18 protein-coding genes and 1 pseudogene are annotated in these 18,003 nt (G+C 55.3%); 12 read left to right on the top strand and 7 right to left on the bottom strand.

Going from position 1 to position 18,003, the window contains the following annotated elements; translation table 11 throughout:
* The first annotated feature begins 40 nt into the window (after positions 1-40).
* Both LQ945_RS07850 and LQ945_RS07845 read left to right on the top strand, forming a co-directional pair.
* On the top strand, positions 41-475 hold the full coding sequence (locus tag LQ945_RS07850) for a type II toxin-antitoxin system RatA family toxin (protein ID WP_020828273.1): 435 nt from the start codon (positions 41-43) through the stop codon (positions 473-475).
* Entirely contained in the window at positions 468-752 is a 285-nt protein-coding gene (locus tag LQ945_RS07845; RefSeq protein ID WP_269935372.1) for an RnfH family protein, read from the top strand. Before LQ945_RS07850 ends, LQ945_RS07845 begins: the two co-directional genes overlap by 8 nt.
* 114 nt (positions 753-866) lie before the next feature.
* Here the strand turns inward: LQ945_RS07845 and bamE are convergent, their stop codons facing one another.
* From bamE to nadK, 3 genes are all read right to left on the bottom strand, one after another.
* Positions 867-1,205 (bottom strand): outer membrane protein assembly factor BamE, encoded by a 339-nt coding sequence (gene bamE, locus LQ945_RS07840; protein ID WP_012146393.1) that lies wholly within the window; start codon positions 1,203-1,205, stop codon positions 867-869.
* A gap of 113 nt (positions 1,206-1,318) precedes the next feature.
* Entirely contained in the window at positions 1,319-2,980 is a 1,662-nt protein-coding gene (gene recN / locus LQ945_RS07835; protein ID WP_270102648.1) for a DNA repair protein RecN, read from the bottom strand.
* An 86-nt stretch (positions 2,981-3,066) separates the two neighbouring features.
* Positions 3,067-3,945 (bottom strand): NAD(+) kinase, encoded by an 879-nt coding sequence (gene nadK, locus LQ945_RS07830; protein ID WP_020828270.1) that lies wholly within the window; start codon positions 3,943-3,945, stop codon positions 3,067-3,069.
* A 124-nt stretch (positions 3,946-4,069) separates the two neighbouring features.
* Between nadK and grpE the strand changes: the two genes are divergently transcribed.
* Positions 4,070-4,642 carry a nucleotide exchange factor GrpE gene (grpE, locus tag LQ945_RS07825; protein ID WP_262242707.1) on the top strand — a complete coding sequence of 191 codons (573 nt, stop codon included), beginning with the start codon at positions 4,070-4,072 and terminating at the stop codon, positions 4,640-4,642.
* Between the two features lie 51 nt (positions 4,643-4,693).
* Here grpE and ung read toward each other — a convergent pair whose 3' ends face one another.
* Positions 4,694-5,377 carry a uracil-DNA glycosylase gene (gene ung / locus LQ945_RS07820; RefSeq protein WP_020828268.1) on the bottom strand — a complete coding sequence of 228 codons (684 nt, stop codon included), beginning with the start codon at positions 5,375-5,377 and terminating at the stop codon, positions 4,694-4,696.
* A gap of 345 nt (positions 5,378-5,722) precedes the next feature.
* Here ung and grcA point away from each other — a divergent pair, with 345 nt between their 5' ends.
* The 3 genes from grcA (at position 5,723) to LQ945_RS07805 (ending at position 8,003) form a co-directional block, all read left to right on the top strand.
* A complete protein-coding gene (gene grcA, locus LQ945_RS07815) occupies positions 5,723-6,106 on the top strand; it encodes an autonomous glycyl radical cofactor GrcA (RefSeq protein ID WP_020828267.1) in 384 nt (127 codons plus the stop codon).
* Positions 6,107-6,292: 186 nt separating this feature from the next.
* The gene (locus LQ945_RS07810; RefSeq protein ID WP_270102647.1) at positions 6,293-7,255 is read left to right on the top strand and encodes a phospholipase; all 963 of its coding nucleotides are present in this window, start codon (positions 6,293-6,295) and stop codon (positions 7,253-7,255) included.
* Positions 7,248-8,003, top strand: a complete 756-nt coding sequence (locus LQ945_RS07805; RefSeq protein WP_270102646.1) for an ankyrin repeat domain-containing protein — start codon at positions 7,248-7,250, stop codon at positions 8,001-8,003. The genes LQ945_RS07810 and LQ945_RS07805 overlap by 8 nt, the downstream gene beginning before the upstream one ends.
* Before the next feature lie 58 nt (positions 8,004-8,061).
* On the opposite strand, the gene srmB is transcribed toward LQ945_RS07805, so the two are convergent.
* Positions 8,062-9,387, bottom strand: a complete 1,326-nt coding sequence (srmB, locus tag LQ945_RS07800) for an ATP-dependent RNA helicase SrmB (protein WP_182825030.1) — start codon at positions 9,385-9,387, stop codon at positions 8,062-8,064.
* 99 nt (positions 9,388-9,486) lie between these two features.
* Between srmB and trmN the strand changes: the two genes are divergently transcribed.
* Complete coding sequence (gene trmN, locus LQ945_RS07795; protein ID WP_270102644.1) at positions 9,487-10,269, top strand: tRNA(1)(Val) (adenine(37)-N(6))-methyltransferase TrmN; 783 nt, start codon at positions 9,487-9,489, stop codon at positions 10,267-10,269.
* A gap of 42 nt (positions 10,270-10,311) precedes the next feature.
* Here trmN and nadB read toward each other — a convergent pair whose 3' ends face one another.
* Entirely contained in the window at positions 10,312-11,913 is a 1,602-nt protein-coding gene (gene nadB, locus LQ945_RS07790; RefSeq protein ID WP_197821596.1) for an L-aspartate oxidase, read from the bottom strand.
* Positions 11,914-12,126: 213 nt separating this feature from the next.
* Between nadB and rpoE the strand changes: the two genes are divergently transcribed.
* From rpoE to rseC, 4 genes are read left to right on the top strand one after another with little or no spacing between them, the layout of a single operon-like run.
* Positions 12,127-12,702, top strand: a complete 576-nt coding sequence (gene rpoE / locus LQ945_RS07785) for an RNA polymerase sigma factor RpoE (protein ID WP_012146382.1) — start codon at positions 12,127-12,129, stop codon at positions 12,700-12,702.
* Between the two features lie 30 nt (positions 12,703-12,732).
* Positions 12,733-13,386, top strand: a complete 654-nt coding sequence (rseA, locus tag LQ945_RS07780) for an anti-sigma-E factor RseA (protein ID WP_044554534.1) — start codon at positions 12,733-12,735, stop codon at positions 13,384-13,386.
* A complete protein-coding gene (gene rseB / locus LQ945_RS07775; RefSeq protein ID WP_270102643.1) occupies positions 13,386-14,345 on the top strand; it encodes a sigma-E factor regulatory protein RseB in 960 nt (319 codons plus the stop codon). The genes rseA and rseB overlap by 1 nt, the downstream gene beginning before the upstream one ends.
* Positions 14,342-14,818, top strand: coding sequence for a SoxR-reducing system protein RseC (gene rseC, locus LQ945_RS07770; RefSeq protein WP_262241800.1), 477 nt, complete (start codon positions 14,342-14,344; stop codon positions 14,816-14,818). Before rseB ends, rseC begins: the two co-directional genes overlap by 4 nt.
* On the opposite strand, the pseudogene LQ945_RS07765 reads toward rseC, so the two are convergent.
* Positions 14,815-15,653, bottom strand: a pseudogene (locus tag LQ945_RS07765) (hypothetical protein). The gene rseC and the pseudogene LQ945_RS07765 overlap by 4 nt on opposite strands.
* A gap of 542 nt (positions 15,654-16,195) precedes the next feature.
* On the opposite strand from LQ945_RS07765, the gene lepA reads away from it, so the two are divergent.
* Entirely contained in the window at positions 16,196-17,995 is a 1,800-nt protein-coding gene (lepA, locus tag LQ945_RS07760) for a translation elongation factor 4 (RefSeq protein ID WP_269935378.1), read from the top strand.
* The last annotated feature ends 8 nt before the right edge of the window (positions 17,996-18,003 follow it).

Below are 18,003 nucleotides of genomic sequence, written 5' to 3'. Positions count from 1 at the left end.
ATGGTATGATTTGTATGTTTTGTGTCTCACAGGAAATGATATGCCCCAGATCAGTCGGTCTGCGTTAGTGCCGTTCAGCGCCGAGCAGATGTATCAGTTGGTTAACGATGTTCATTCTTATCCCGATTTTCTGCCAGGTTGTACCGGTAGCAGGGTGATTAACGCGTCCAACAATGAAATGACCGCCGCGGTGGACGTTGCCAAAGCCGGTATCAGCAAAACTTTTACCACGCGCAATACGCTGCTGGATAACCAGAGCATCAATATGCAACTGGTTGACGGCCCGTTCCGCAAGTTGATGGGGGGCTGGCACTTTACGCCGCTCAGCCCGGAAGCCTGTAAGGTTGAGCTGCATCTGGACTTTGAGTTCACCAACAAACTGATCGAGTTGGCGTTCGGCAAGGTATTTAAAGAGTTGGCCGGTAATATGGTGCAGGCATTCACCCAGCGGGCGAAAGAGGTTTACAGTGTCTGAGATACGGGTTGAGGTGGTTTACGCCTTGCCGGAGCGTCAGTATCTGCGCAACGTGAAACTGGCAGAGGGCAGCAGCGTTGAGCAGGCCATTGTGGCCTCCGGATTGCTGGAACTGCGCAGTGACATTGATTTGCAAAGTAACAAGGTAGGCATTTATAGCCGACCGGCCAAGTTGGGCGATGTGCTTAACGATGGCGACCGGGTGGAAATCTATCGCCCATTGATTGCCGATCCCAAAGAGCTGCGCCGTCAACGGGCAGAGAAGGCAAAAAATTAAGGCGCTGAATGCGCCTTAATTTTTATCAGAATTTTATCTTCCGAGTTGCAGCCTGTTACTGTCATGAAGAACCTGATTCGTCCCTCACGGGCCGGACGACAGTTCCTGTGCTGGTTACTTGGTCAGCGCAGGCTTGTTCTGAATATCCGTCAATACGCCAGCGCTGTTAAAGGTCAGCGTCAGAGTTTGCTGGGTGATATTTTCATGACCCGGCTGCTGGCGGAACACATAAAACCACGTCTGAGTACCGAACGGATCCTGCAGCATTGGGGTTCCCAATGTATAAGCGACCTGTTGCTGGGTCATACCTTTTTGGATTTTAGCTACGTCGGTTGACGTCAGGTAGTTCCCTTGGTTGATGTCAGGCCGGTAAACCACCTTCTCAAAAGTAGAACAGCCTGCAGTCAGCATCACAAGAACCACAGCGGCGGCAGTCAGCGTTTTACAGCGCATAGTAATCACATTCCTTTAGGGCATAGGATGCCGATGATAATAGACCTTGCAGCAGTTGGAAACCTTTACAGGGCCCCAATATGACCTCAGGAAAGTAAAAAAGTTGAGCTTTTCTATGCAGCAAGCAGTTCTTTTGCGTTCGCCAGGGTGTTTCGGGTGACTTCGCTGCCGCCAAGAAGGCGCGCCAATTCTTGCAAACGAGCACGTTTATCCAACGGTGACATCTGCGTTTCGGTTTCCGTGCCGTCAGTCTGCTTGCTGACAAACAGGTGTTGATGCCCACAACCGGCAACCTGCGGAAGGTGGGTGACGCACATGACTTGGGTAGATTCTCCAAGTTGACGTAACAGGCGACCAACAATGGCGGCCGTTGGGCCGCTGATGCCGACGTCCACTTCGTCGAAAATCAGCGCCGGGGTTTCCATCTTGCGTGCGGTGATCACCTGGATGGCCAGCGCAATGCGGGACAGTTCGCCGCCGGAAGCCACTTTCGCCAGCGCTTGCAGCGGTTGGCCCGGGTTGGTGGACACACAGAATTCGGTGCGGCTGGCCCCTTCAGCGCTCAAATGCTGCGGCTCGAAGCGAACGTCGATATTGAATTTGCCGTGCGGCATGGAGAGGGCCTGCATGCTGTCGGTAATCAACGTGGTCAGTTCTGCGGCGTAGTGCTGGCGCTTCTGGTGCAATTGTTCCGCTAACAGCAGCGCTTGCTGATGATGCAGAGTGACCGCCTCGTTAAGGTGTTCGTGGTCGTTCTCTTGCTGCGACAGCAACTGCTGCTCATCGAGCATCTGTTGGTGCAGCTGAGGCAGTTCCTCTGGCGCAACGTGATGTTTCCGCGCCAGGTTAATTTGGCGCGAAAGACGCTGTTCAAGTTCTTGCAGGCGGTTGGGGTCCAGATCCATGCGATCGGCATAGTGACGCAGTTCGTCGCTGGCCTCACTGATTTGGATCGACGCCTCTTCCAGCATGTCCAGCAGGCCGCTGAGTTTCTCATCTATGCCGACCAGCTCAACCAGCAGGTGTTTGGCGGTGTATAGCTGGCTCAGCATATTGTTTTCTTCATCGTCGGCCAGCAATTGTAGGGTCTGCTGGCTGATGGTCAGCAGTTGGCCGCTGTTGGCCAGGCGTTTGAACTCCGAATCTATTTGTTCGAACTCGCCGGCCACGGGCGCAAAGTCGTTCAGCTCTTTCAATTGGTACTGCAGCAGCTGTTGACGTGCGTCGCGCTCGATGGACTGTTGCTGATGATGGGCCAGTTCGCGACAGCTTTGGTGCCAGCGCTGATAAGCCTGTTGCATCTGCGCCAGCAGGGCTGGTTCGTCGGCATAGGCGTCGAGCAGCTGTTTCTGGTGATCGGGCTTGAGCAGCAACTGGTGGGCATGCTGACCGTGGATTTGAATCAGCAACTGACCGAGTTCGCGCAGTTGCGAAAGCGGCACGGAAGTGCCGTTGATAAAGCCGCGCGAGCGGCCGTCTGCGTTGATGACCCGGCGCAGCAGGCACTCATTGCTGTCGTCCAGATGATTCTGCTCGAGCCATTGGCGTGCAGAAGGGGTATCTGCCAGTGAAAAACGGGCGCAGATATCGGCACGGGCGGCTCCCAGCCGGACGACGTTACCGTCGGCGCGGTTGCCGAGGCACAGCCCCAGCGCGTCGATGGCGATAGATTTACCGGCACCGGTTTCACCGGTAATCGCCGTCATACCCGGTTGAAAATCAATTTCCAACTCACGAACGATAGCAAAATTGCTGATGGTCAATTGCGCCAGCATGGGAACCTTCCTGTGTATAAACACATAACTGTAGTTTCATACAGTATAAACTGGTTTTATATACAGTAAAGGGGCTGGCGATATTTTTAGAACAATTTTTTAGACCAGCCCAGCTTGGTACTTAACGTGTTGAAATAGCTGTAGTCCTTTGGATGAATAAGATTCAAATGGAAATCACTGCGGCGTATCAATACTTCCTCTCCTTCCTGGATAGGCAGCGCGATCTGGCTGTCGCAGCTGATTTCCAGATCGCTACCGATCTGCGAAAATTTCAGCCGAATGGTGCTGTTGCCGTTGATCACCAACGGACGGGCCGAGAGGGTATGCGGGAACATCGGCACCAGCGCGATGGCTTCCAGCGATGGCGTCAGGATCGGGCCGCCGGCAGAAAGCGAGTAGGCGGTCGAACCGGTCGGGGTAGCGATAATCAGACCGTCAGAGCGTTGCGAGAAGGCGAAGCGATCGTCGATATACACTTCGAACTCGATCATGTGCGCCACTTTACCGGGGTGCAGCACCACTTCGTTGATGGCGGTGCTGATGCGGCACTGTTGGTTCTCTTTGTGCACGATGGTTTCCAGCAGGAAGCGCTGTTCATCGATGTATTCGCCCTCCAGCACGTCGGCCAGTTGCTGCAGTGCGTTGTCGGGATCGAGATCGGTCAGGAAGCCGAGATTGCCGCGGTTAACACCGATCACTTTGATGTCGTAGCGGGCCAGAACGCGTGCAGCGCCGAGCATATTGCCGTCGCCGCCGACCACTACCGCCAGGTCGGCCTTTTGACCAATATCCGCCAGGCTGCCGGTCACCGCATCTTTTAGCCCCAAATCCTGAGCGATTTGGCGTTCAATCATCACTGAATAGCCTCGGGCGACTAACCAGTGAAACAACATCTCATGCGTTGCCAGCGCCGAAGGGTGACGCGGGTGGCCAACAATGCCAATACAGGCGAATTTTTTATTCATTGTTGTGATTTTCCTCACCGGGACCAGTTTATGCCCCACATTGTGACCGGTTGACTTGAAACCCCGGTTTTGATCCCCATAATAAGCCAAGTTGCGAGATTAATGCTAAAACGCGGAGATATTCATGAGTAGTAAAGAACAGAAGACGCCAAACGAGCAAGTCTCGGAAGAAATGGAACAGCAGGAAGTCTTGCCGGAAGCGGCTGAGGGCGTCGATCTGCGGGATGAGCGCATTGCTGAGCTGGAAGCTCAACTTGCACAAGCCCAGCAGCATGAACGCGACAGCCTGCTGCGTGCCAAAGCGGAAATGGAAAATGTCCGCCGCCGCACTGAGCTGGATATCGAAAAAGCACACAAATTTGCGCTGGAGAAGTTCTCCGGTGATCTGCTGCCGGTGCTTGATAACCTGGAGCGCGCGCTGGAACTGGCGGATAAAAACAATCCGGAACTGACGGCGATGATTGAAGGCATCGAGCTGACGCTGAAGTCCCTGCAGGACGTCGTACGCAAGTACGGGATCGAAATCGTTGGCGACATTAACGTGCCGTTCAATCCGGATGTGCACCAGGCAATGAGCCTGATGGAGTCTGCCGATCACCAGCCGAACCACGTCATGATGGTGATGCAGAAAGGCTATACGCTGAATGGTCGCCTGCTGCGCCCGGCGATGGTGGCGGTTTCCAAAGCCAAGGCTTAAGCCGAATTCAATAAGGAAAAGGCACCTGCGGGTGCCTTTTTTGCGTCTGGGTTATGCCTGCGGCAGTCGCGGTAGCCAGTCGATAGGCGCCAACCCCTGCTGTTCCAACAGTTGGTTGGTCTGCGAAAAGTGGCGACAGCCGAGGAAGCCACGGTGGGCGGAGAGCGGCGATGGATGTGGCGCTTTCAACACGTGGTGGCGGTTGCGATCGATAAAGTTGCCTTTTTTCTGCGCATGCGATCCCCACAGCAGGAACACGATGCCTTCGCGGTTTTCATTCAGCGCGGCGATCACTCGGTCGGTAAAGGTTTCCCAGCCCAGTTTGGCGTGGGAGTGCGCCTGGCCGCCTTCAACGGTCAATACCGTGTTCAACAACAGCACACCCTGTTCTGCCCAGCTTTGCAGGTAGCCATGGCTGGGGCGCTCAAAGCCCGGGATATCCGTCGCCAGCTCCTTATACATGTTCACCAGCGAAGGGGGGGCGGGCACGCCAGGGAGCACCGAGAAGGACAGCCCGTGGGCCTGATTTGGGCCGTGATAGGGATCCTGACCGAGGATCACCACCTTCACATCCGCCAGCTCGGTATAACGAAAGGCGTTGAACACGTCTTTTTGCGGTGGATAAATGGTCTTACCGGCCTGGCGTTCAGCGGCAACAAAGGCAAGCGTTTCATGAAAATAGGGCTGCTCTTTCTCCTTGCCGATAACATCATGCCAGGTTAGGGAGGTGGACATAAACGCTCTCCTTTGTTTTCGTTAACAATTCACTGGGCATAGCTTACCGTTTAGTGCCACGCAGCGAAACCCGCTTTTCTTTTTCCACCGCAGCCCTGCATGCAAATATTTTTTAAAATTTACAAAAATAATTGCGATGTGTTCTACGGGGAAAATTGACATAAAACATAAACTTGCCCATTCACGCCATGAGGCCACCCCGCAAAAATTGACTTTAATCAAAGAATTGCCCCAGCCAGACTGGTATACAGAACAACAAGACAACAATGGTTTTACCAAATGGCCGAAACCAACATTGGGTTTTTTTCGAAGTAGAATTTTTCGCCCTTGTACGGAGGCAACAAAATGATTACTGGTATTCAAATCACTAAAGCGAACGACCAGGCGCTGGTGAACTCTTTCTGGCTGCTGGACGACGAAACATCAGAAGCCCGCTGCGTTTGCGCTAAAGCCAACTATGCGGAAGATCAGGTGGTACCGGTCAGCGAACTGGGCCAGATCGAATATCGCGAAGTGCCGTTGGAAATGCAATCGACCGTTCGCGTTGAAGGTGGTCAGCACCTGAACGTAAACGTGCTGCGTCGCGAAACGCTGGAAGATGCAGTTAAGCATCCGGAAAAATACCCGCAGCTGACTATCCGCGTGTCGGGCTATGCGGTGCGTTTCAACTCGCTGACGCCAGAACAGCAGCGTGACGTGATTACACGTACCTTTACCGAAAGCCTGTAATTCTTCGCACGCTTAAAAAGGGAGCTTCGGCTCCCTTTTTTCTGGCCGCAACGGCCAGAAAGTGAATCCGGATCACATTCCTCGCAAAGATAATCCTTCTCATTACAGAACTGCTCCGACCTGCCGATAGCTACATCAGCACCCAATGAGGTGCGGCATTGATAAGTCTATCGACAAGGAGTCGGCATGAGTATGTCTTTGAGTTTTACCTCTGCGATCGCCCCAGCAGCCATTCAGCCCCCGATGGTGCGTACGCAACCAGAACCGTTGCGTTCCGCGCCGCCTGTAGAAGCTTCTGCAACAAAGGCCCCGGTGGCCACGCTTTCCCAAAACAGCCTGAACGCCCAGAGCCTGCTGAACACGCTGGTCAGCGAGATGTCGGCAGCCGCGCCGGCGGCGGCGAACCAGGGCGTGACGCGCGGGCAGCAGCCACAGAAGGGGGACTATACGCTGGCGTTACTGGCTAAAGACGTTTACAGCACCGGTAGTCATGGAGTCGAAGGTTTCAACCGGTTGAGCGCCGACGCCTTGCTGGGTGCCGGCATTGACCCTGCTAGTCTGCAGGATGCGGCATCGGGTTTTCAGGCCGGGATTTACACGGATAATCAGCAGTATGTGTTGGCCTTCGCCGGCACCAATGATATGCGCGACTGGTTGAGCAACGTGCGCCAGGCGACCGGCTATGACGATGTGCAGTACAATCAGGCGGTATCCCTTGCGAAAAGCGCCAAGGCAGCCTTTGGTGATGCGCTGGTGATCGCCGGTCATTCGCTTGGCGGCGGTCTGGCGGCTACGGCAGCGCTGGCGACGGGCACGGTGGCGGTGACTTTTAACGCTGCGGGGGTTTCCGACTATACGCTGAATCGTATGGGGATCGATCCGGCAGCGGCGAAGCAGGATGCACAAGCCGGGGGTATCCGCCGTTACAGCGAGCAATACGACATGCTGACCGGAACGCAGGAATCCACTTCGCTGATCCCGGATGCCATCGGGCATAAAATCACGCTGGCCAATAACGACACCCTGAGCGGCATTGACGACTGGCGCCCGAGCAAACACCTGGATCGCAGCCTGACGGCTCACGGGATTGATAAGGTGATCAGTTCGATGGCGGAGCAAAAGCCATGGGAGGCGAAGGCCAATGCCTGAACGGCGGCGCCTATGGCAGACGTTAATGATCGCCACGCTGGCGGTAATCGCTATCGCCGGTTTGCTGATGATGGCTAAGGAACAACAGATGAGTCAGGAAATTTCTCCGTTTAACGGGCGCGGCAATCTGGCACTGGCTCAGGCGGTGGCGCGTGGTGACACCAACGGGATTACCGAGCAGGCAACTCAGACGCGCCTGCATGAACAGGGGGACCGTCAGGTCACTTTGCTGCAATGGGCCATACTGTCGCAGCAACCGCAAAGCCTAAGCTCGCTGCTGGCGTTGGGCGCCGATGCGACCACTCCGGGCCTGGATGGCAACAGTGCGTTGCATACCGCCGCTGCGGTGCAGGACCCGCAGTATCTGCGATTGTTGTTGGCACACGGGGTGCCGATGAATCCGCGCAATGCGGTGACTGGCGCTACACCGCTGGCAGCGGCGGTGTTGGCGGGGCGGGAAGAGCAAGTGCGGTTGCTGTTGGTGTCCGGTGCCGATGTCACGCTGAGCGATCGGCTGGGGGATACGCCTTTGCACCTGGCGGCAAAAATCAATGCGCCGCAGTTGGCGCTGATGCTGTTGCAGGCGGGGGCAGACGCCAAAGCCCGCAATCAGCAAGGCGTGGCCTTCCAGTTCTATTTATCGCAGACGCCGACGGCATTGCAAAATGAAGAAATGCGCGATCGCTATCGTCAATTGAACGCCTGGCTGAAAGCCCATCAACAGGCGGCGCAATACGGACAGCAGTAACGGGGCATAAAAAAACCGCCTGCAGAAAGAGAGGCGGTTTTTATTCACTGCGGCGGTATTATTTCGCGCCGCTGTCCTCTGGCTTGGCCTTTGGCTGGCGGCGTTTGCCTACGTTTTTCGCATCGCGATGACGTACTTTCACCTTGGCTTTTTCTTTGTTCTTTTCTTTGTCTGATGCGCGCTTGGCCAGTACCTTCTTCGAAGGCTTGCCGTTGCTCTTTTCGCTTGGCACTTTGGTTGATGGACGCAGCTCATCGATCACGCGTGCTTTCAGCGGCTCGTTCAGATAACGGCCCACTTTGCCCAGCAGCAGGTGGTCGTGTGCTTCAACCAACGAAATTGCGGTGCCTTTTCGCCCGGCACGACCGGTACGGCCGATACGGTGCAAATAGGTATCCGCGGTGCGCGGCATGTCGAAGTTGAACACGTGGGTGATATCCAGGATATCCAGACCACGGGCGGCAACGTCGGTAGCGACCAGCACGTTGACACGGCCGTCCATCATGCGTTTTACCGCTTCGTTGCGCTTGGCCTGCACCATTTCGCCTTCGAGGTAGCAGGTGTTGATGCCTGCCTCGCGCAGCCAGCCGGCCAACTCATGCACACGCTCTCGTTTGCGCACGAATATCACGGATTTCTGCACGTCAGGTTGCTGCAGCAAGTGCACCAACAGGGCGGTTTTATGCTGTACGTCATCGGCGCGGTAGTACCATTGCAGGATTTTTTTACGTTCGCGGCGTGACGGATCGGCTTCGACCTCTACCGGTTCTTTCAGAATGCGTTCGGCGAATTCGCGGATGGCATCGCCTTCCAGCGTCGCAGAGAACAGCAGGGTCTGATTACGCCAGCGGGTCTCGGCGGAAATGGTTTCGATGTCCTGCGCGAAGCCCATGTCGAGCATGCGGTCGGCTTCATCGAGGATCAGCGTCTCTACCGCACGGCAGTCGAAGTTTTCTTCTTTAATATACTGCAGCAGGCGGCCGGTGGTCGCGACCACCACGTCCTGGTTTTCACTGAAGACTTCCGCGTGGTTCATATAAGCGACGCCGCCGGTGATGGTGGCGATATCCAGCGAAGTATGAGCAGCCAGTTCACGAGCCTGATCGGCTACCTGCATCGCCAGCTCGCGCGTTGGCGTCAGGATCAGTACGCGCGGTGGGCCGGACTTCTTACGTGGGAAGTCGAGCAGATGTTGCAATACCGGCAGCAAAAATGCCGCGGTCTTGCCGGTGCCGGTTGGCGCCGAACCCAATACGTCGCGCCCATCCATCGCAGGCGGGATCGCCTCGGCTTGAATGGCGGTTGGGCGTTCGTAGCCTTTATCGCGCAGGGCGTTTATCAGGCGTTCATCGAGTTCGAGTTCGGAAAAATTGGTTACTGTCATGGTCTACCTCTACTTGGGGCGCCGATTATAGACGGGTTGGCCGCGTTCTTCACCTATTTAAGCGGAAAGCATCTCTTTTCCCAAAAATCAGATTGCCTTATGCTACGCCAGTTTTGTCTTCAGGTGGTTATTGTGAGTACTCAATCGAAAGCAAATTTCACCCCGCGTCGCGGTGGTTTTACCTTTAAGCAGTTTTTTGTTGCTCACGATCGCTGTGCAATGAAGGTGGGCACCGATGGCGTGCTGCTCGGCGCATGGGCGCCCTTGGCGCAGGCGCAACGCGTGCTGGATATCGGCAGCGGTAGCGGACTGATCGCGCTGATGCTGGCGCAGCGTTCCGCCGAAAACGTGCGAATTGACGCAGTGGAACTGGACGAGGCTGCCGCAGCACAGGCGCGTGACAACGCGCAGGAATCGCCTTGGCCTGAGCGTATCCAGGTGCATGCGCAGGACATTCATCATTATGCCCAGCACCATGCTGGCCAATACGACCTGATCGTCAGCAACCCGCCATATTTTGAGCCGGCTGTCGCCTGCCGGGACCAGGCGCGCCATAACGCGCGTTATACCGAAACGCTCACCCACGACGCCTTGCTGGAAAGTGCGGAACGGTTGATTGCCCCGCAGGGGACTTTTTGCGTAGTGCTGCCGCATGATATTGGTGAGGCCTTTGAAAGTAATGCACAACGCCGTGGATGGCATACTGCGCAACGGCTGAACGTCAGTGATCGCGCCGATACGCCGTTGCATCGTGTGTTGCTGGCTCTGACCCGTCAACCGACGGAAGAAAAAGCGGCGCAAAGCCTGGCGATAAAGCTGGCTGATGGCAGTTACACCGAAGCGTTCCGCCGTTTGATTACCGATTTCTACTTGTTCTATTGAAATGAAAAGGGCGCCACAGTGGGCGCCCTTGCGGTGTCGCTGCTAGGGTTGCAGTATGGTCGGCAGCGCTTCCGGCAGCATATCCGGATAGTCCAGCGTAAAGTGCAACCCACGGCTTTCCTTACGCGCCATCGCGCTGCGTACGATCAATTCCGCCACTTGCACCAGATTTCGCAGCTCCAGCAAATTGTTGGAGATACGGAAGTTGGCGTAGTACTCATCAATTTCCGCCTGCAGCGTATTGATGCGGCGCAGTGCACGTTCCAACCGTTTGGTGGTGCGCACAATACCCACGTAGTCCCACATAAACAGGCGCAGTTCATGCCAGTTGTGCTGAATGACCACTCGTTCATCAGCGTCATCCACGCGGCTCTCATCCCACTGCGGCAGCTGTTTCGCCAGCTTGATAAACGGCAGGCGCATCATGATGTCTTCTGCCGCCGACCAGCCGTAAACCAAACACTCCAGCAGTGAGTTGGACGCCATTCGGTTGGCGCCATGCAGGCCGGTATAGCTGACTTCGCCAATGGCATACAGCCCGTCCAGATCGGTACGGCCATGCTGATCGACCATTACGCCGCCGCAGGTGTAGTGCGCGGCGGGTACGATAGGGATCGGCTGCGTAGTCAGATCGAAACCCAGCGTCAGCAGTTTTTCATGGATCATCGGGAAATGCTGAGTAATGAATTCAGCCGGTTTATGGCTGATATCCAGATACATGCAATCCGCACCCAGCCGCTTCATTTCGTGGTCGATGGCGCGGGCAACCACATCTCGCGGCGCCAATTCGCCTCGTGGGTCAAAATCGGGCATAAAGCGGCTGCCGTCCGGGCGCTTCAGATAAGCCCCTTCACCGCGCAGGGCTTCGGTTAGCAGGAAATTACGCGCCTGCGGGTGGAACAGGCAGGTCGGGTGAAACTGGTTAAATTCGAGGTTGGCGACGCGGCACCCCGCACGCCAGGCCATGGCGATACCGTCTCCGGAAGAGATGTCCGGGTTGGTGGTGTACTGGTACACCTTGGCCGCACCGCCGGTAGCCAGCACCACCGTTTTGGCACGGTAGGTTTCTACCTGCTCCAGCTCGCGGTTCCAGACGTAGGCGCCGACCACTCTGCGGGTGCCCGGCAGGCCGATTTTGTTGGAGGTGATCAGATCGACCGCATTGCGGCGTTCCATCACGCAAATATTGGGGTGGGCGCTTGCTTTCCCTACCAGTGTGGTCTCTACTTCTTTACCGGTAGCATCGGCGGCATGCAGGATACGGCGGTGGCTGTGCCCCCCTTCCCGCGTCAGGTGGTAATGTTCTTCGCCCTGGGCGTTGACTTCAGTGTCGAACAAGACCCCTTGATCAATCAGCCACTGCACGCAGTGGCGCGCATTGCCTGCGATAAACTCAACGGCGTCTCTGTCACACAGGCCGGCTCCGGCAATCAAAGTGTCATCAACGTGTGAGGCAATACTGTCCGTTTCATCGAAAACCGCGGCGATCCCGCCTTGGGCATAGAATGTGGCGCCTTCGTTGAGCGGCCCCTTGCTGAGTACGGTAACCTTGCAATGCTGCGCCAGGCGCAACGCCAGTGACAAGCCCGCAGCACCGCTGCCGACGATCAGTACATCGCTAACATGTTCAGATGATGGTTGCATAACGTATGATGTGTGCAGAAGAAGAGTGAAATTCATGTTAGCCTAATTGTCCGGGCAAAAGCCACGGATGGGTGACATCAACATAAAAAACAATGGCAATATGGAACTTCGCGTTCTGTATGAACTCCAAGCGAGTGCTTGCTCAGGAAAATAATGTATGGCTGGCAGTACAATTTTACGCGTGGAGACGGATTTGGGGAGAGTTTACCTCGGATGAGCGAGCAGTTAACGGATCAAGTTCTGGTTGAGCGGGTCCAAAAGGGCGATCAGAAATCGTTTAATTTACTGGTGATTCGTTACCAGCATAAAGTTGCGAGTCTCGTTTCCCGGTATGTACCGCAGGGCGATGTGCCGGATGTGGTGCAGGAGTCGTTTATTAAAGCCTATCGCGCACTGGAGTCATTCCGTGGGGATAGCGCTTTCTATACCTGGCTGTATCGAATCGCCGTGAACACGGCAAAGAATTATTTGGTTGCTCAGGGCCGTCGTCCGCCGTCCAGCGATGTGGATGCCAACGACGCCGAAAATTACGAAAGTGCGGGTGCACTGAAAGAAATTTCGAACCCTGAGAACTTAATGTTGTCAGAAGAGCTGAGACAGATAGTTTTCCGTACCATTGAGTCTCTCCCTGAGGATCTTCGCATGGCGATTACCCTGCGGGAGTTGGATGGTCTAAGCTACGAAGAGATAGCGGCCATCATGGATTGCCCGGTCGGAACGGTACGTTCGCGTATTTTCCGCGCCAGGGAGGCTATCGATAATAAAGTTCAACCGCTGATTCAACGTTAGCAATGGCGGACACAGGAAGGGTACTTAGGCATGCAGAAAGAAAAGCTTTCCGCTCTGATGGATGGAGAATCGCTCGACAGCGAGCTACTGAGTTCATTGTCTAAAGACAGGGCGCTTCAACAAAGCTGGCAGAGCTATCACCTGATACGTGACACACTACGGGGTGATATCGGGCAAGTCATGCATTTCGATATCGCAGATCGTGTTGCTGCTGCACTTGAGAAAGAACCCGCACGTCTGGTTCCTTCTGCAGTGCCGGAGTCTCAGCCGCAACCGCACACCTGGCAGAAAATGCCGTTCTGGGACAAAGTTCGTCCCTGGGCCAGCCAGATCACACAGATTGGCATGGCGGCCTGCGTGTCGCTCGCGGTGATTGTCGGCGTTCAGCAGTACAATCAGCCGACAGAGCAATCGGCTGCCGCTGAATCACCGGCGTTCACTACCCTGCCAATCATGGGGCAGGCGTCACCGGTTAGCCTCGGCGTGCCGGCAGACAGTTTCTCTACCGGCAGCGGACAACAGCAGCAGGTGCAGGAACAGCGCAAACGTATTAACGCTATGCTGCAAGATTATGAGTTGCAACGTCGTTTGCATTCTGATCAGCTGCAGCTTGAGCAAAGCACACCACAACAGGCTGCCGTTCAGGTTCCCGGAACTCAGTCTTTAGGAATGCAACAGCAGTAATGAAGCAAATTTGGTTATCCGTCTGTCTATTGACGGGCAGCCTGCTCTACTCAAGCATCGCCCCGGCGCAGCCCACTGCGTCCGGGGCGTTGTTGCAACAGATGAGCAGTGCCAGCCGTTCGCTCAATTATGAACTCGCCTATATCAGCATCAGCAAGCAGGGGATTGAATCGCTGCGCTATCGTCATGCGGTGATCGATCAATTGCCGCTCGGCCAACTGCTGCATATGGATGGTCCACGCCGTGAAGTGTTACAACGCGGCGGCGGGATCAGCTATTTCGAACCCGGTCTGGAACCCTTTACGCTGTCCGGCGATCACATCGTCGACGCGTTGCCGGCGATTGTTTATGCCGATTTCAGCCGCCTGGCGAAATATTACGATTTCATCTCCGTTGGCAGCACCCGTATTTCCGATCGTCCCTGCGAAGTGATCCGCGTGGTTGCACGTGATGGCTCACGCTATAGCTATATAGTCTGGATGGACGAAGATACCAAGCTGCCACTGCGGGTTGATCTGATCGATCGCGACGGCGAAACGCTGGAGCAATATCGGGTGATTTCGTTCGTGGTCGGGCCGCAAGTGCAAGGCGTGATGGAAGGGCTGATCAAAGCTAACCTGCCGCCGTTGCTGTCGCTGCCTGCGGTAGATAAAATCAAGCTGAGCTGGAGCACGGGCTGGTTACCGGCTGGGGTGGACGAGGTGGCGCGTAATCGCCGTAAACTGCCGAATGTGACAGAGCCGGTAGAGTCACGGCTTTACAGCGATGGTTTATTCAGCTTCTCGGTCAATATAAGTCCTGCGGGCAGCGGTGCAGGCCAGCAGTATTATCGCCAGGGTCGACGCACGATTCAGACCGAAGTGCGTAACGGCAATGAGATTACCATTGTTGGCGAATTGCCGCCGGCAACGGCTAAACGTATTGCTGACAGTATTTCTTTCAAGGTATCGCCACAATGATGAAAGAGTGGGCCACGGTAGTCTCGTGGAAACAGGGCGTAGCGCTGTTGCGTTGTGAACCGAAAGCCGGATGCGGTAGCTGCAATGCTCGTTCTGGCTGCGGGGCGCGTGCGCTCAATGAGCTGGTGCCCGAAACCGAACACCAGCTGCAGGTGCGCATCGAGCAGCCGCTCGAGCCAGGCCAGCGGGTTGAAGTCGGCATTGCAGAAGGCAGCCTGTTGCGTTCTGCGATGCTGGTCTATCTGACACCGCTGGTGGGCATGATGCTGGGCGGCAGCCTGTTGCAATACTGGCTCGGCACCGACGCTTCGGCCGCGCTCGGTGCCTTGTTGGGCGGTGGGCTGGCCTTTATTCTGGCTCGCAGCCTGGCACAACGTCTTGGCGAACAGGCGAATTACCAACCTATCGTTTTACAAATCGGTTTACCGCCTGGGGCCATGCGCCTGCAGACGGAAAACGAATCCCTGCTTTAAAACTGCTGCCGTGTCACCGCCGGTTATGGTAGGCGGGGATGCGGCTGTAGATCATATGCTCCAGCAGTGCGATAAACAGATCGGCGCTGAGCAGCGAAAAATACCCTATCGTAAACAGAGCATTGCCCTGATTATCCAGCAGGCGGATCGTGCCATGCCGTGGATTATTCTCGAGTTCGCGGATCTGCTCAATCGGGATAATTCCTTGTGCCGTAATCAGTGCATTGGCGCTCAGCTTCAGCGTTTGGATCTGTTTCCCTTTCCGGTTGCCGGGCAACAAATGACTCAGCCAGCGCGCGCCGCAGCTGAAATAGTGAAACGACAGCACTTCCCCCTGATACAACGCATTCAGCGCCAGCGGCCCACGTTGCTGGATCTGCTGATTGATAAGGGTATCGGCCAGCCGCCAGGAGTGAGACAGGTTGCTGAACACCGGGCACCAGGGGTGTTCCGCCGAGGTACGAAAGGCCATTACGTCGAACAATCCGCCAAAAAAGCGGCCACAGCGAAAACGATAAATATCCCCAATTTTTTCAAAGGGAACAAAGCGTTCCTTGTGAGTTCGTTGGTTCATCACCCGAACGCCGTGTTCGTACAGACGATAGGTCAACGCCGGCCGCAGAAAGTGGCGCAGCGCCAGAAGAATACAGCCGAGTAGAATAGTGGCTGCGCCGGTTTGCAGTAGGGTCAGTATCGCATTTTCATCCATATTGCTCAGCAGCGGCAGTAACAGCAGTGCCGCACCAATGGTTAACAGCAGCGCAGCCGCCGTCAGAATGCCCCAATTGACCTTAGAAAAATCGTGCCGGCTCAGCATTTGCCCTTTATCGATCATTTTGCACCTTCCAATCAACACGCAGAGATATGCTGGTGAACCCCGGTGGGCATGCCGATGTAGTGCCCTAAATTATGTTTTGTCGCGGTGTTCACCCTCATTTCTATAGAAGCCGCCGGGTAGCGTATATGGGGTTTTTCCTAAAGCCACAGGCGCAAAGTGCAATTCTAAGATGTTGATCCGGATGTTATTTTATCAATAACTCGGAGAGAGTTTATTGCGTTATTGGCGGTTATGTATTACTGCCGGATCTCATCGATGACGGCGAAAGGTATGCGAGCGGTAAAGGCGGTTGCAACTTGGTGTGGCGAGCACGCTGAGTTTTGTTAACATCGGCTTTCATAACCCGGAGCGCTCTGTAACATTAAAGTGCACATAATAGAATGCCTTCACTGCACCGATCGCTAGGTTTTCAGTGTTGTGACATGTAGAATGCAGCGATTCAGGCGCAAGACGGCCGAACCCATTCACTGTCGCTTTAGGTCCATGCGGGTTTCTATAGGCGAGTAATTCAGAAATACCAAGGCAGAAAAACTTTTATAATGAAGCATATACGAAATTTCTCCATTATTGCCCACATTGACCACGGTAAGTCGACGCTGTCCGACCGCATCATTCAAATTTGCGGTGGCTTGACCGAACGTGAAATGGCCGCGCAGGTGCTCGATTCTATGGATCTGGAGCGCGAGCGCGGCATTACCATCAAAGCGCAGAGCGTCACGCTGGATTATAAGGCGCAGGACGGTCAAACCTATCAGCTCAACTTTATCGACACCCCAGGGCACGTTGACTTCTCTTACGAGGTTTCGCGCTCACTGGCCGCCTGTGAGGGCGCGTTGCTGGTGGTCGATGCCGGGCAGGGCGTAGAGGCTCAGACTCTGGCTAACTGTTACACCGCGCTGGATATGGATCTGGAAGTGGTGCCGGTACTGAACAAAATTGACTTGCCGGCTGCCGATCCTGACCGCGCCGCGCAGGAAATTGAAGATATCGTTGGCATCGACGCGACCGACGCGGTGCGTTGTTCCGCCAAAACCGGTGTTGGCGTGCCGGAAGTGCTCGAACGCCTGGTGCGCGATATTCCTGGGCCGCAAGGCGATCCGGATGCGCCTCTGCAAGCTCTGATCATCGACTCCTGGTTCGATAACTACCTGGGCGTAGTTTCCCTGGTGCGCGTTAAAAACGGCACCATGCGCAAGGGCGACAAGATCAAGGTTATGAGCACCGGCCAAACCTACAACGCCGATCGTCTGGGTATCTTCACGCCGAAGCGTGTCGATCGCGACGTGTTGAACTGTGGCGAAGTGGGCTGGTTGGTTTGCGCAATCAAAGATATCCTCGGCGCGCCGGTGGGCGATACCCTGACGTTGGCACGCCAGCCGGCGGACAAAGCCTTGCCGGGCTTCAAAAAAGTGAAGCCGCAGGTTTATGCGGGCCTGTTCCCGATCAGTTCCGACGACTATGAGTCCTTCCGCGATGCGTTGGGCAAGCTGAGCCTGAACGATGCCTCCCTGTTCTATGAGCCAGAGAGCTCCACCGCGCTGGGCTTCGGCTTCCGTTGTGGCTTCCTCGGCCTGCTGCACATGGAGATCATTCAGGAACGTCTGGAACGTGAATACGATCTGGAACTGATCACCACCGCACCGACGGTAGTGTATGAAGTGGAAACCACCAGCAAAGAGACTATTTACGTTGATAGTCCGTCCAAGCTGCCGCCGCTGAACAATATCGAAGAGCTGCGTGAGCCGATCGCCGAGTGTCACATGCTGATGCCGCAGGAATTCCTGGGGAATGTTATCACGCTGTGTATCGAAAAACGCGGCGTGCAAACCAACATGGTTTATCACGGCAATCAGGTTGCGCTGACTTACGAAATCCCGATGGCGGAAGTGGTACTCGACTTCTTCGACCGTCTGAAGTCCACGTCACGCGGTTATGCGTCGCTGGATTACAACTTCAAACGCTTCCAGACCTCTGACATGGTGCGTGTCGACGTATTGATCAACAACGAGCGTGTGGATGCGCTGGCGCTGATTACTCACCGTGACAATTCGCAATACCGTGGCCGTGAGCTGGTGGAGAAGATGAAAGAGCTGATCCCGCGTCAGCAGTTCGATATCGCCATTCAGGCGGCGATCGGCACCCATATCATCGCGCGCGCCACGGTGAAACAGCTGCGTAAAAACGTTCTGGCAAAATGCTACGGCGGCGACGTCAGCCGTAAGAAGAAGCTGTTGCAGAAACAGAAAGACGGTAAGAAACGCATGAAACAGGTGGGTAACGTAGAGTTGCCGCAAGAAGCGTTCCTGGCCATTCTGCACGTTGGCAAAGACAGTAAGTAAGCGATAAG

The sequence above is a fragment of the Serratia liquefaciens genome (assembly GCF_027594825.1).
GTDB lineage: Bacteria > Pseudomonadota > Gammaproteobacteria > Enterobacterales > Enterobacteriaceae > Serratia > Serratia liquefaciens_A.
The sequence above is the reverse complement of the archived record's forward strand: the minus strand, read 5'-3'. Positions and strand labels throughout refer to the sequence as shown.